A 13,411-nucleotide genomic window follows, 5' to 3' on the forward strand; every position below is an offset into this window, starting at 1 on the left:
GGTTACTTTTGGCCAAGACCAAAAGTGACCCGCCGTAAAGGCGGAAAGGTGACTACCTGTCGATAAAACAATCGGATAAGCCCACCAACAAGAAACCAACAGAAACCAACGATTCACTGCAAAAGAATCTGAATCTGCTCCCGCAAACTATCCAGATCGAACGGCTTGGCCAGTATCGGCGACCGCCGCGCAATCGGGCTCCGGCACTCGAGAATCTCCGCCGGATACCCACTGATGAAAATCACCTTCAGGTCCGGCCGCAACTTGACCGCAGGCTCGGCGATCTCCACCCCCGAAATCCCACCCGGCAAGCGAAAATCCGTCACCATCAAATCCAGATGCGGCTTGCTCGCCAAGATGGCAAAAGCCTGTTCACCGTCTTCGGCCACCAGAACGTGATACCCCTCCCCAGCCAGATAATCACGCAGGATCATGCGAATCGCCGGTTCATCCTCGACGACCAATACGACATCTTGTGCATCTTCACTCATGACTTCGCCTTGGTATTCAATAACTTGGCCATCAGACCCCAACCTCAGGCAGAGGTTGCCTGCGTCTGGTCGCTTTGTCGACGTTGTGCCGCCAACGGCAGGTAGAGGCTGAACGTCGCGCCTTTGCCCTCCTCGCTGTCGACGTGGATGCGTCCGCCGTGGGCCTGGGCGATTTGCTCGGAGATATACAGCCCTAGCCCCAGGCCTGCGCTGGACTGCTGCGCCGCGACACGTTCGAACTGCTGGAAGATACGCTGCTGATTGGCCGCGCTGATGCCGATCCCTTGATCCTGCACCTGCACGCAGGCCATGGCGTCGTGCTCGAACACCCGCACCCGCACCGGGCGCCGTTCGCCGTAACGCAAGGCATTGGACAACAGATTGGCCACCACTTGCTCAATCCTGAACTCGTCCCACTCTCCCGGTACCGCCTCGCAACGATCCAATTCGATATGGGTCTCCAGGGCCGCGGCCTGTGCCGTGAAGTTCTCTACCAGCCCCTGCACCAGTTGCGCCAGATCGAACGCCTTGGGTCGGATCGACAGCTTGCCGGTACGGATGCGGGAAACATCGAGCATGTCTTCGATCAAGCGGATCAGGCTGTTGATCTGCCGTTCGTCACGCTCGACCATCGCCCGCAACCGTTCTTCACTGAACGCCGCAATATTGCCCTTGGCCAGATGCATCTTGCGCAGCTGGGTTTCCAGAATCAGGCCATTAAGCGGCGTACGTACCTCATGGGAGACGATCGACATGAAGTCGTCGCGCATGCGCACGGCACGCTCCAGCTCGCCACGTGCCACTTCGAGCTCGGCCAGCAGTTGCGCCTGCTCCTGGCGGCTGCGCTCCAGGGCCTCCAACTGACGCCCCAGCGCCTTGCGCTGGCGGAACAGGTCGACGAAGACCGAGACCTTGCTCTTGACCGCCAGGGTATCCAAGGGCTTATGCATGAAGTCCACCGCGCCGCTTTCATAGCCTTTGAAGGCGTAGTTCATCTCGCGACCGGCCGCACTGACGAAGACAATCGGGATGTTCTTGGTCTTTTCGGTGCCACGCATCAGTTCGGCCAGCTCGAACCCATTCATGCCAGGCATCTGCACATCGAGAATGGCCAGCGCGAATTCATGTTCGAGCAACAATGACAGCGCCTGCTCGGCGGACTGGGCCCGGTGTACTTCACGGTCCTCTCCCTGGATCAGGGCTTCGAGGGCCAACAGGTTTTCCGTCAGATCGTCAACGATCAACAGTTTGGCGGTGATATTGCTCAGCATGCGCGCGGTTCCAGGGTAGCGAGCAACTGCCCGATACCACTCAGGGAAAGAATATGGTCGGGCTGCTGCAAGGCCAGCGCGGCCTCCGGCATCAGCGCGACCTGTGCGTCGCGGGGGTCCTGGACCACAGTGCGGCCCCCGCTGTTCTTGATCTGAAGCAACCCCTCGGCACCGTCTTCGTTGGCACCGGTGAGCAGCACGCCCAGCAGGCCGGCACCATAGGCATCCGCCGCCGACTGAAAGAGAAAATCGATTGCCGGGCGGGAGAAATGCACCGGGTCTTCCTGGCTCAACGACAGGCTCAGGTCGCGTTCAATCGACAAATGGTAACCGGGGCCGGCCACGTAGATCAGCCCGTCGACGATACGCTCCTTGTCCTGGGCCTCGCGTACCGGTCGATGCAGACGACGCTGCAACACGTTGGCCAGCTGGCTGTGGCGATCTTCGGGCAGGTGCAATACACACAGCACCGGGATGGCAAAACCTTCAGGCAGCCCGCCCAGTATTTGGAGCAGCGCCGAGACGCCGCCCGCCGAGGCACCGATGACCACTGCCGCCACGCCACTCATGACTTGCGATAGATCCGTTCAGGCCGCACGAGCGCTTCGAACCGCTCGCTGTAGGCGGAAAAATCCAAGGATTCCTTGCTACCGAGCACCAGGAACCCACGATGGCACAAGGACTCATGGAACAGGCCCAGGGCACGGTCCTGCAGGGTCTTGTTGAAATAGATCAGGACATTGCGACACGACACCAATTGGGTTTCGGAAAACACGCTGTCGGTGGCCAGGCTATGGTCGGCGAAAGTCACGTTCTCGCGCAGGCTGCTGTCGATGATCGCGTTGCCGTAGGCGGCCGTGTAGTACTCGGACAAGTCCCGGCGTCCTCCGGCCTTGCGGTAGTTCTCGGCGTAGGTCTGCATGACCTTCAGGGGGTAGATGCCCTGCTTGGCTTTCTCCAGTGAGTGGGGGTTGATGTCGGTGGCATAGAGGATGGTGCGCTCCAGCAAACCCTCCTCGCGCAGCAGGATCGCCATCGAGTAGACCTCCTCACCCGTGCTGCAACCGGCGATCCAGACCTTGAGCGACGGCCAGGTGCGCAGCAGCGGTACCACCTCCCTGCGCACGGCCAGGAAGTGCTCAGGGTCGCGGAACATTTCACTGACCGGAATCGTCAGGAACTGCAGCAACTGCATGAATGCGGCAGGATCGTGCAGGACCCGCTCCTGCAAGGCCGATACCGTGCGGCAATCGAACTGGCGCACGGCGTGCAGGATCCGACGCTTGATCGAAGCGCCGGAATAATCGCGAAAATCGTAGCTGTACTTGAGGTAGAGCGCCTCGATCAACAGCCGGATCTCGATATCGGTGTTGCGTTCGTTACTCAAATTCGCTCCAGTTGCGGCAGCCATACACGGATCAGGGAGAACAAGCGGTCCAGCTCGATCGGCTTGGCCAGGTAGTCATTGGCGCCCGCCTGCAGGCAGCGTTGCTGGTCGTCCTTCATGGCCTTGGCCGTCACGGCGATGATCGGCAACTTGCGCCAGCGCGGTTGCTGGCGGATCAACCGGGTGGCCTCGTAGCCGTCCATCTCGGGCATCATCACGTCCATCAGCACCAGGTCGATGTCCGGATGCTGCTCCAGGCGCTCGATGGCCTCACGCCCATTGCGACCGATCTCGACGATGGCGCCCTTGTGCTCCAAGGCGCTGGTCAAGGCGAAGATATTGCGCACGTCATCGTCCACCAGCAGGATCTTGCGCCCTTCGAACACTTTGTCACGGCTGCGTGCGGTCTTGAGCATGCGCTGGCGCTCATGGGAGAGCTGCGATTCGACTTTGTGCAGGAACAGCGTGACCTCATCGAGCAGCCGTTCAGGCGAGCGCGCGCCCTTGATGATGATCGAGCGCGAGTACTTGAGCAGGTCCGCCTCCTCCTCGCGGGTCAGATTGCGCCCGGTATAGACGATCACCGGTGGGAACGACCGGATCGTCTCGGACGTCATGCGCTTGAGCAACTCGTTGCCAAGCATGTCCGGCAGCTTGAGGTCGATGATCATGCAGTCGTAGATATTCTCACGCAGCAGCGCCAGGGCATCCTGAGCCAGGGCCACTGCAGTGATCTCGACATCCTCATCGCCGATCAGGCGGGCGATGCTCTCGCGCTGCAGGTCATCGTCCTCCACCAGCAGGATGTGCTTGAGTTTCTGGGTGAGTTTGGCTTCCAGGCGACCGAACACCGCCTTGAGCTCCTCGCGGCTGGCCGGTTTGACTGCATAGCCCACCGCGCCCATGTGCATGGCCGCTTCGATGCGATCCTCCACCGAAATGACATGCACCGGGATGTGCCGGGTGCTGGCCTGTTCCTTGAGCCGTTGCAGCACCGTCAGCCCCGAATGGTCGGGCAGGCGCATGTCTAGCAGAATGGCATCCGGCGTGTACTGGGCAGCCAACGCGTAACCCTCGTCGGCCCCTTGGGCCACCAGACAGCTGTACCCCAGTTCATGGGCAAGGTCGTAGAGAATACGGGCGAAACTCGGCTCGTCCTCTACCACCAGGACGCAGCGATTGGCGAACGGGGCCTGCTCACGGTCATCGGCGAAAGCCGGTGCCTTGGCAGGTAGCGGCGCGGCAGGCACCGTTGCCGGTGGCGTCGGCGCGCTCACCCGCGGCGCAGGTGTCTCGACCTCGTCGGCCTCGAGCTGCTCAGGCAGGACAAGACTGAAGGCGCTGCCCTGCCCTGGCGTGCTCTCGACATTGATCTGCCCGCCCAGCAACTGCGCCAGGTCACGGGAGATCGACAGCCCCAGACCGGTGCCGCCGTAGCGACGGTTGCTGGTGCCATCGACCTGGTGGAAGGCATCGAAGATCGCCTGGTGCTGGTCGGTCGCGATGCCGATGCCCGTGTCACGTACCGTGAAGACGACACTACGGTCCTGCTGCTGGTCGATGGTCAGGCTGACCTTTCCGTGCTCGGTGAACTTGATGGCGTTGGACAGCAGGTTCTTCAGGATCTGCTCCAGGCGCTGGCGGTCGGTGAGCAGCGTTGCCGGTACCCGAGGTTCGAGTCGTACGTCGAACGCCAGGCCTTTGTCCTGGGCAAGCGGTTGGAACAGGCTGCGCAGGCCATCGGCCAGGCTGTCGATCTGGGTGACCTGTGGCCGCACTTCGAGCTTGCCGGCCTCGACCTTGGCAATGTCGAGAATATCGTTGATCAGATTGAGCAGGTCGTTGCCCGCCGAATAGATGGATTCGGCGAACTTGACCTGTTCGCTGCTCAAATTGCCCTGCGCGTTCTCGGCCAGCAATTTGGCCAGGATCAACGAGCTGTTGAGCGGCGTGCGCAGTTCATGGGACATGTTGGCGAGAAACTCGGATTTGTAGCGATTGGTGCGCTGCAAGTCCTCGGCTCGGGCCTGCAGCTCCAACTGCGCCTGGTTGAGCTCGCTATTCTTGCGGCCCAGGGCATCGGTGCGCTCGGCCAACTGCTCGTTGGTCTGCTCGAGCTCCGCCTGTTGAATCTCCAGGTGCGCCTGGGACTCCTTGAGCACCCTGGACTGCTCCTCGAGCTCCTCGTTGGCGGTCTTGAGCTCTTCCTGTTGTACTTGCAGCTCTTCGTTGAGCTGTTGGGTTTCGGCCAGCACCTGCTGCAGGCGATGGCGGTAACGTGCGCTTTCGATGCTGATGCCCAGGCTGCCCGCCACTTGCTGCAGTAGCTCCACATCGCGCTCCTGCAAAGGCCGCAGGAACCCGAGCTCCAGCACGCCATTGACCTGGCCATCGTCGTGGGTCGGCATGAGCAAGGCACTGCGTGGCAGGCCACTGCCCAGGCTCGAGCTCAGCCGTAGGTAATCCTCGGGCAGGTTGTCCAGGCGCAACGGCGCCAGTTGACGGACCGCCTCGTCCAGCAGGCCTCCCTGGCCAGCGGACAATGGCCCTTGGGCCTGTTCGGTATCCAGGCCGTAACTGGACACACGCACCAGTTGCCCATGTTCGTCCCGCACATGGAAAGCCCCCACCACACTGCCCAGGTAACGGGCGAAAAAGCGCAGGATGTTGTCGCCGAGCATCGCCAGGGTCAGTTGGCCCAGCACCTGTTCGGCCAGCTGGGTCTGGCCGCTGCGCAGCCATGCCTGGTGCTCGAGGCGCTCGGTGGCGCGGCGCTGGGCCTGCAGGTTGTCCACGTAGCTGTTCGACAAAAGCAGCAGGTCACGACGGCCAAGATACGCCAGCAAGGCACTGAGCGTTACGATGAACAATACAAAGGCCGTGATCGCCCAGACCGTGACGCTGTTGACCTTCTCGTTGCGCGCCATGCGCAGTTGCTGCTCGCTGACAACGAAATCGTCGAACTCCTTGCGGATCTCATCGGTCAAGCGCTTTCCGCGGCCATTGCCGATGGACGTCTGGTAATCGCCCTGGTTGCGCCGCGAGGAAATCATTTGGCTGCTGAAGTCGTTCCAGGCGTGTTGCAGGGCCACCAGGCGGTCAATGCGCTCGGTCTGCTGCGGGTTGTCCTGCACCATCGCCCGCAGGGCCTGGAGGCTCGTGAAAATGCGCGGCTTGGCCACTTCGTAGGGGTCGAGGAAGCGCTCGTCCCCGGTGATCAGGAACCCGCGCATACCCGTTTCCATATCGATCGACAGTTTGACGGTCTCGTTGGCATTGCCGATCACCCGATCGGTGTGCTCGACCCATTGCATGGCCGAGAGCAGGTAGTTGATCACCGCAACGAAGGCCACGGCGCCGAGCAGGCCTACCCCCAGGGGAAGTCCTACGTTGCGGCTCAACAGTTTGCGAAAGCTCTGTTGATCCATCGAGGCTGCTTGAATCATCTGAAAACGCCCGAGCAAAAAAAGTCCATTGAAAGGATCGCGGCCACTACGCAAGGAGGACGCTATAGCGAGTCTAACCAGCTTTGCCCGCTCTGACAGGGCAGTTAGCCAGTATTTGAAGGCCGCTGACGCCAATCGTTCCATCGATCGACAGGGGCCGTTATGCTGGGGAACTTCTGCCCCGCGCGCACCCACCCAATAAGGACAACCCTTCTGAACAGGACGCCCCCATGCAACTTCTGGTAGTCGAAGACGACGACATCGTTCGGATGCTGATGGTCGAAGTGCTCGACGAACTGGGCTACACCGCCATCGAAGCCGAGAACGCCACCGCGGCCTTGAAAATCCTTGAGGACGCCGAACAGCCATTGGCATTGCTGATGACCGATGTAGGCCTGCCGGACATGCGCGGCGAGGAACTGGCAGCTAAAGCCCGAGAACTGCGACCGACGCTGCCTGTGCTGTTTGCCAGTGGTTTTGCCGAAAGCTTCGACGTACCGCAGGGCATGCACCTGATTGGCAAGCCCTTTGGTATCGATCAGTTGCGGGACAAGGTGATGGGGATACTGGGAACGCCTTGAGCGCAGGCGCCGCCCTAGGGCCGGCGCTCGCCAAAGTAGTAGCGATCCAGGCTGCCCTTGCCAAAATAGCGCTCGTACTCCTGGATGGCGTACAGGTCCATCATGCCTGCGATGTAGTCGGTGATCAGTCTGCGCCTGTCTGCCTTGAGTGAGCGCAGCTCCGGCGGCAGCAACCTGTTCTTCTCGTTGTAGCGCTCATCGCTGTACACCTCGAACAGCCCCTTGATCACCTGCTCGCCTCGCTTTTCATAGAGCTGCACGTCTTTCTTGCGCAGCCGCCGGAAGGAAGAGGAGTACAGGACCCGGGCATAGTCGCGCATGAGTTCCTGACGCCCATTGGATCGTCCATCGTCATGGACGAAGACGCGATACTCCAACTTCGCGGCTTGGATTTCTTGTTCCTTGGCGTAGGCCTTTACATCGCTGTCGTACATGTCATCCCTTCCTCGGTTGTACGTGAGACTCACCGTGGCCGCTATGGCCGAAACGGCAAGCAGGCCACATCCGATGCCGCGACATCCGCCTCGAACGCCTGCTCGCTGTAATCGCGTGGGTAATAGGAAAAGCGCTTCAGATCAAAGTAGTCCTGCTTGCCCATGTAGCGCCTGGACAGCGCCAGGCTCTCGCATTCCACCTGCTCAGCATCCAGCTCAGGGCTCAAGTTCAGCCGGGTAACGCCGCAACGCTCGGCACTTGCGGGGTCAACAGGTGTCGCGCCCCGTGCCCGTAGCCCCGTCAGAAACTCAGAACAATGGCTGGGCGGGCCATAGACCACCACTGGTCCGACCGATACGCCCTTGATGCAATTAGCATGGGCATCGAGCCACTGGCGGGTCTGCTCGAGGGTGTGCGCCGTTTCACCGGCGTAAAGCATCACGTTGACCTTGACCCAAATGCCGTGGCTGGCACAGGCCTGCAGCAATTTCGACGCCGCCTTCAGGTAGCGCGTCGGGTCCCGGGCCTTGTTCATCGCCAGGATCTGCTCGGGCGCCGCCGACTCAAGGCCCAGGTCGATGACTTTCATACCTGCCGCGGCGAGGCTTGCGACCGTCTCGGGCTTGATGCCATCGACCCGGCTCTCACAGCGCCAGAGAATCCTGGCATCGCAGCGCTGGACCTGCTCGGCCAGCGCGTGGGCCCATCGCGGGTTGGGCAGGAAGAAGGAGGACTGGAAGTACGGATGGATGCCGTGGTCGTCGTAGTCGCCTGCAAGCTGGCGCAGCTCGTCGGCGATCCGTTCGGGGGCTTTGAGCTTTTGCAGCGGGACGTCTCGCTCTTCGCAAAAAGTGCAACCCTTGCCGCATCCGCGCGAGGTCTCGATGCTGGGCTGATAGCGCCGATGCCCCTCGACCAACCGATGGTTCAGCCCAGCCGCCCGCCCGTCCCATGCACCCTCGAACGCCAGCAACGAAGGCAACAGGTCTTCACCCAAACCTTGAACGATCCGATCGACCTGCGGCAGCTTGCCGTGCAGCCATTGCCGGTCAGGCCCGGTCACCCATCGCCCACCGAGTACGATATGCACCCGTGGCTCAATGCCTTTGACCGTCGAACAGAACACACGCGCCCACTCCAGGGCATGGAAGCTGGTCATCGACAGCATCAGCGGCGCATCGACCCGGAGCAACCCCTGCCGGTGAAGACGTTCGGCGAGCGCATCGGGGGCCTCGTGCTCGCCATGCACCAACAGGGTCTTGAGGCCGTTTCGCTGACACAAGGTCGCCAGACCTAACGCGCCGTAGTTCAGGTATAACTGCCGACGGGCCAGGGCATGATCCCGCTTCTTGGGATGCAGCAGACCGGCGGAGACGAACAGCACCGGCGCACGTCCCATGCCAATCAACATTCGCCCAGTTCCCGGGCACACCAGTCACACTCGCATTCCTCGGACTCGCCCTGCACGAAGAGAATCTGGCCGGTTTCACCGGTTTTCCGGTCGTCCTCGATGCAGTCGTCACAGAGGGTGATCGTGGGGTACTGCTCCGCGGCGCGATCCGACATCAGATCGCCATACACTACGCATTTCTTCATGGTCGCATCCTAGGTGATGAGGGCAATTCGTTCGCTGTTGGCATCCTGTGCCCCGGCCTGGACACATTCAGCCAGCCCCCACCGACCTGTCAAAAACGCGGTGTTTAGGCACCGCCTGGCAAGGCAAGCGCCTTCTTACAACGCACGACTGAACGACCGACACAGACCTTTCTGTCGATGGATCGAAAGCCCGTCAGTGTTCTGCAGTACACTTGCCGTCCAACCTGACCAAGGCTCACCTCATGCCTCGCTTCCCTCGCCTGCTGCTGCCCTTGCTGCTGCTCGCCACCCTCGCCGCCTGCGACCAGAAACCCACCCGAGAAGAAAAGATCCTGGCCAACCTGCCGCTGCAGGAAGCCTACGAACACAACATCGGGAAGATCGCCACGCTGCTCGCGCCCAAGCATCCGCAGTTGTCCGAGCAACAGATCCAGGCCGTGCTGCGCAAGCACCTTACCGCCGAGGACCAGCGCCAGGACCTGTTCAAGCTCTACAGTGAACAGCACTTCAGCGATGCCGAATTCGACCTCATCGTCGCCGCTACGCACGATCCGGAGAAAGCCAAGGCGCTGGAGAACAGCGACGAAGGCAAGCGCCTGAGCGAGAAGCTGACCGCCTTGATGCGCGAAAGCGCCAGCGACGAGAAGGTGCAGGCCTTGGCCGAGCAACGCATGCAGCAGGTCGAGGACGAACTGAGCGAGCTGGAAACGTCCAAAGACTGAAAACGGCTGCGACTGAGCCCTGTAACAGGTAAGGTTGCTTCTCTTCCCCGCCCAAGAGGTCAGGATTGCCACACACCAAGAAAGGCCTGCGCCTGGATCTGCGCACGCTGATTCTCGTACTCGCGGCATTCACCGCCACCGTGATGCTGCTGACCAGCTACTTCGCCAGCTACCGCGTGCAGCGCCAGCTGCTGATTGACCATGCGCTGGAAGCCAATCGGGTGTACGCCGCGAAACTGGCCTCGATCACCGAAATGTTCCTGGGCAACGCCCTGCAACAGCTGGCCTTCAGTGCTTCGGTCCAAGGCCGCCAGCTCGGCAATGCCTTGGCGATGCAAAACGAAACCCAACGGCTGCTGCGCCAGAGCAACGCCTTCAACTCGACATTCGTGGTCGATGCCCAAGGCGTCCTGCAGGCCATCTCACCGGCGCCGCTGCGCAAGATGATCGGTGCACGCCTGCAGACACCTGGCGCCACCCAGGCATTGCGCGAACGGCATGCGTTGGTGTCGACGCCGTTTCTTTCGACCGCCAACAACCTGGTGGTGGTGCTTTCGCAACCCATCTTCGACGCCAAGGGTGGCTACCTGGGCTATGTGGGCGGCACGCTGTACCTGCGCGAGCACAACATCCTCAAAAGCCTGCTGGGCGAGCATTTCTACAAGGATGGCTCCTACCTCTACGTGGTCGATCGAAACCGACGCCTGCTCTACCACCCGGATGCCGAGCGCGTGGGCACGGTGGTCCAAGGCAATGCGTTGATCGATCAACTGGCGACCCTGGGCAACGGCACGCAGCAGGTGCGCAACAGCACTGGCGTGGACATGCTGGCGGGCTTCGCCACCGTGCCCAGCACGGGCTGGGGCATCGTTGCCCAGCAGCCGCTGGCGCAAACCGTCGCCCCGCTCAAGCGCCTGATACTCGATGTGGTCGGCATTTCCGCGCCGCTGGCCCTGCTGGGCTGCCTGGTGCTCTGGTGGCTGACCGTGGCCATCACCCGCCCTTTGCGGCAACTGGCCGCCAGTGCGCGCACCCTGGACCGTCCCGGAACGGCCGAGGGCTTGCAACAGGTCAAGGCCTGGTACTTCGAAGCCGCCGAGCTCAAGCGGGCGCTGCTGTTTGGCTTGAACCTGCTGCAAGAGCGTATCGGCCGGCTCAACCGAGCTGCCCAGACCGATCCACTCACCGGCCTGGGCAACCGTCGCCACCTGGACTTCAGTCTGTCGCTGCTGGAGGCGGAAGCCTGTGACTTTTGCGTCGTGGCTCTGGACATCGACCACTTCAAGCGGGTCAACGATGGCCATGGGCATGAGGTGGGCGACCAGGTGCTGCGTCGACTGACCGAACTGATGCGCCGCTGTTGCCGGGAAGGCGATGTGCTGTGCCGCACCGGCGGCGAAGAGTTCTTGATGCTGCTGCCCGACGCCAGCCTGCAAGCCGCCCTCGCCGTGGCCGAGCGCCTGCGCAAGGGCGTGCAGGACACCCCCATCGAGCCGGTGGGTGCGGTGACCCTCTCGCTGGGTGTGGCGCGTTGGGAAGCGGACAGCAACGAAGCGCCCAGCGAAGCCCTCAACCGGGCCGACCAGGCGCTCTACGCGGCCAAGCAGGCCGGGCGCAACCGCGTGATGACAAGTGATTGAGGACGCCGTCCGTCGAGGTGTCGGCACCCCACTGGCAGCAAGGGTTCCAATGCACGCAGACCTGATCCAGGAGACGTGCCATGAGACACCCACACCTGCTTTCATTGAGCCTTGCCCTGTGCCTGGGCGCCAGCGCGCCTTTGGCGTTGGCGGCCAGCGGCGCCAATACCGTGCGTACCCCCAGCGAGCAGATACCCGGCACCGGCACCATCGATCGCGACGGCGGTGCCATGGGCTCCGGCACTCCGGGTGACGCCACCGGCAGTGGCAACGGCGGCACCGATGCCAACGACACCGACAACACCGGCGGCGATGGCACCTCCCAAGGCAGCAAGGGCGACCAAGGCCCGGGCACCGGCAACAGCGGCGATGTCGATGACGCCGGAACCTCTGGTGGTTCGGACATCCACGATGATCGCGAAGCACCCTGAACCCTGCACCCGCTCTAGCACAAGGGCTCCGCTCGACATGTAACAAGCCTTGTCTTAATACTGTCATCTTTCGGTCATAGGATTGACCTCGATCTGCAACCTATCAGGGATGAAGTACCATGCGTCGTGTCGTGTTCAACCACAAAGGCGGTGTCGGCAAGTCCAGCATCGCCTGTAACCTCGCTGCCGCCAGCGCCGCCGAAGGTTATCGAACCTTGCTAGTCGATCTGGACCCGCAGGCCAACGCCACCTATTACCTCACCGGCCTTGCCCACGATGCGATCCCTGCCGGCATCACCGATTTCTTCCGCCAGACCTTGTCCGCCACCGCGGCCGGCCAGAAGCACCGCGTGACGATCACCGAAACACGCTATGACAACCTGCATCTGGTGACCGCCAGCCCGGACCTCACCGACCTGCAGCACAAGCTCGAAAGCAAGTTCAAGATCAACAAGCTGCGCAAATTGCTGGTGGAGCTGTCGGAAGATTACGAGCGCATCTACATCGATACGCCCCCAGCCCTGAACTTCTATACCTTCAGTGCCCTGGTGGCGGCCCAGCGGCTACTCATCCCGTTCGATTGCGACAGCTTCTCGCGCCAGGCGCTGCGCAGTGTTCTGATGGAGGTGGAGGAACTGCGCCAGGACCACAATGCCAACTTGGTGGTCGAAGGGGTGGTGGTCAACCAGTTCGCCGGGCGTACGGCCCTGCACCAGACCCTGGTCGATCAACTGCGTGCCGAGGGGTTGCCGGTGCTGCCGGTGTACTTGAGCAGTTCGATCAAAATGCGCGAATCCCATGAAGCGGCGATGCCGCTGGTGCACCTGGCGCCCCGGCACCGATTGTCCCAGGAGTTCGTCGATCTGCTGGATGTGCTGGAGCGGGCAGCCTGAGATCGGCGAGGTTCCGGGGGCGCTGCTGCGACAATCCACCACATCACGACCGTTCATCCGAATGGTAGATTCGCCGCCATGAAAACCTTGCGCCGGACACGTTCGCTGACTGCCTGGACGCTCTATGCCAGCGTCCTGTTCAGCCTATTGCTGTGCGGCCTGCACCATGGCCAGATGAGCGGCCTTCGCCTGTCCGGGCTGGAAGGCGGATTCTGCTCGCTGTCGAGTGACCACGGCCCGGCCGTCGACCTGGGCGACAGCGGCAGCGACTCGCACATGGCGCAGCTCGATTGCCCGGTGTGCTCTTCCTTTGCCCTGGCAGTACCACTGACCAGCAGCGCTTGGACCTTCACCCAGGCCCATGGCAACCCGCCCTCGCCGATCGTGGTGCGCAGCTGGGCGCAACCGCCACCGCGCTACCTGCGCCCTGCCCTCAACCCTCGCGCCTCCCCCTCCGACTTCCTCGCAGCAGCAACTTCAGCCTGACCTCGACCGGGTGCTTTCGCGCGCACGGTCGT

Annotated in this window: 14 protein-coding genes; 6 read left to right on the forward strand and 8 right to left on the reverse strand. The window is 62.0% G+C overall.

What is annotated here, in order from left to right:
* Nucleotides 1-113: 113 nt before the first annotated feature.
* The 5 genes from ABOA88_RS16505 to ABOA88_RS16525 are packed head-to-tail and all read right to left on the reverse strand — an operon-like array spanning nucleotide 114 to nucleotide 6,595.
* The gene (locus tag ABOA88_RS16505) at nucleotides 114-491 is read right to left on the reverse strand and encodes a response regulator (protein ID WP_367851866.1); all 378 of its coding nucleotides are present in this window, start codon (nucleotides 489-491) and stop codon (nucleotides 114-116) included.
* Nucleotides 492-535: 44 nt separating this feature from the next.
* On the reverse strand, nucleotides 536-1,762 hold the full coding sequence (locus ABOA88_RS16510; RefSeq protein WP_367851865.1) for a hybrid sensor histidine kinase/response regulator: 1,227 nt from the start codon (nucleotides 1,760-1,762) through the stop codon (nucleotides 536-538).
* Entirely contained in the window at nucleotides 1,756-2,331 is a 576-nt protein-coding gene (locus tag ABOA88_RS16515; RefSeq protein ID WP_196167731.1) for a chemotaxis protein CheB, read from the reverse strand. The genes ABOA88_RS16510 and ABOA88_RS16515 overlap by 7 nt, the downstream gene beginning before the upstream one ends.
* Nucleotides 2,328-3,149: a CheR family methyltransferase gene (locus ABOA88_RS16520; protein ID WP_196167732.1), complete on the reverse strand. Its 822-nt coding sequence runs from the start codon at nucleotides 3,147-3,149 to the stop codon at nucleotides 2,328-2,330. The genes ABOA88_RS16515 and ABOA88_RS16520 overlap by 4 nt, the downstream gene beginning before the upstream one ends.
* Nucleotides 3,146-6,595, reverse strand: coding sequence for a response regulator (locus ABOA88_RS16525; RefSeq protein WP_367851864.1), 3,450 nt, complete (start codon nucleotides 6,593-6,595; stop codon nucleotides 3,146-3,148). Before ABOA88_RS16525 ends, ABOA88_RS16520 begins: the two co-directional genes overlap by 4 nt.
* A gap of 230 nt (nucleotides 6,596-6,825) precedes the next feature.
* Here ABOA88_RS16525 and ABOA88_RS16530 point away from each other — a divergent pair, with 230 nt between their 5' ends.
* Entirely contained in the window at nucleotides 6,826-7,176 is a 351-nt protein-coding gene (locus ABOA88_RS16530) for a response regulator (protein WP_367851863.1), read from the forward strand.
* A gap of 14 nt (nucleotides 7,177-7,190) precedes the next feature.
* Here ABOA88_RS16530 and ABOA88_RS16535 read toward each other — a convergent pair whose 3' ends face one another.
* The 3 genes from ABOA88_RS16535 to ABOA88_RS16545 are packed head-to-tail and all read right to left on the reverse strand — an operon-like array spanning nucleotide 7,191 to nucleotide 9,207.
* Nucleotides 7,191-7,610 (reverse strand): hypothetical protein, encoded by a 420-nt coding sequence (locus ABOA88_RS16535; protein WP_196167735.1) that lies wholly within the window; start codon nucleotides 7,608-7,610, stop codon nucleotides 7,191-7,193.
* 41 nt (nucleotides 7,611-7,651) lie between these two features.
* The gene (locus tag ABOA88_RS16540; protein WP_367851862.1) at nucleotides 7,652-9,022 is read right to left on the reverse strand and encodes a B12-binding domain-containing radical SAM protein; all 1,371 of its coding nucleotides are present in this window, start codon (nucleotides 9,020-9,022) and stop codon (nucleotides 7,652-7,654) included.
* Nucleotides 9,016-9,207: a hypothetical protein gene (locus tag ABOA88_RS16545; protein WP_196167736.1), complete on the reverse strand. Its 192-nt coding sequence runs from the start codon at nucleotides 9,205-9,207 to the stop codon at nucleotides 9,016-9,018. The genes ABOA88_RS16540 and ABOA88_RS16545 overlap by 7 nt, the downstream gene beginning before the upstream one ends.
* Nucleotides 9,208-9,449: 242 nt before the next feature.
* Between ABOA88_RS16545 and ABOA88_RS16550 the strand changes: the two genes are divergently transcribed.
* The 5 genes from ABOA88_RS16550 (at nucleotide 9,450) to ABOA88_RS16570 (ending at nucleotide 13,379) form a co-directional block, all read left to right on the forward strand.
* Complete coding sequence (locus tag ABOA88_RS16550; protein WP_196167737.1) at nucleotides 9,450-9,929, forward strand: hypothetical protein; 480 nt, start codon at nucleotides 9,450-9,452, stop codon at nucleotides 9,927-9,929.
* 65 nt (nucleotides 9,930-9,994) lie between these two features.
* Complete coding sequence (locus tag ABOA88_RS16555) at nucleotides 9,995-11,569, forward strand: sensor domain-containing diguanylate cyclase (RefSeq protein WP_196167738.1); 1,575 nt, start codon at nucleotides 9,995-9,997, stop codon at nucleotides 11,567-11,569.
* An 80-nt stretch (nucleotides 11,570-11,649) separates the two neighbouring features.
* Nucleotides 11,650-12,000 (forward strand): hypothetical protein, encoded by a 351-nt coding sequence (locus ABOA88_RS16560; RefSeq protein ID WP_367851861.1) that lies wholly within the window; start codon nucleotides 11,650-11,652, stop codon nucleotides 11,998-12,000.
* A 119-nt stretch (nucleotides 12,001-12,119) separates the two neighbouring features.
* Nucleotides 12,120-12,893, forward strand: coding sequence for a ParA family protein (locus ABOA88_RS16565; RefSeq protein ID WP_367851860.1), 774 nt, complete (start codon nucleotides 12,120-12,122; stop codon nucleotides 12,891-12,893).
* Between the two features lie 78 nt (nucleotides 12,894-12,971).
* Nucleotides 12,972-13,379, forward strand: a complete 408-nt coding sequence (locus ABOA88_RS16570; RefSeq protein ID WP_367851859.1) for a DUF2946 domain-containing protein — start codon at nucleotides 12,972-12,974, stop codon at nucleotides 13,377-13,379.
* Nucleotides 13,380-13,411: the final 32 nt, after the last annotated feature.

Source organism: Pseudomonas sp. PKS, assembly GCF_051913525.1.
Classification (GTDB): Bacteria; Pseudomonadota; Gammaproteobacteria; order Pseudomonadales; family Pseudomonadaceae; genus Aquipseudomonas; species Aquipseudomonas guariconensis_D.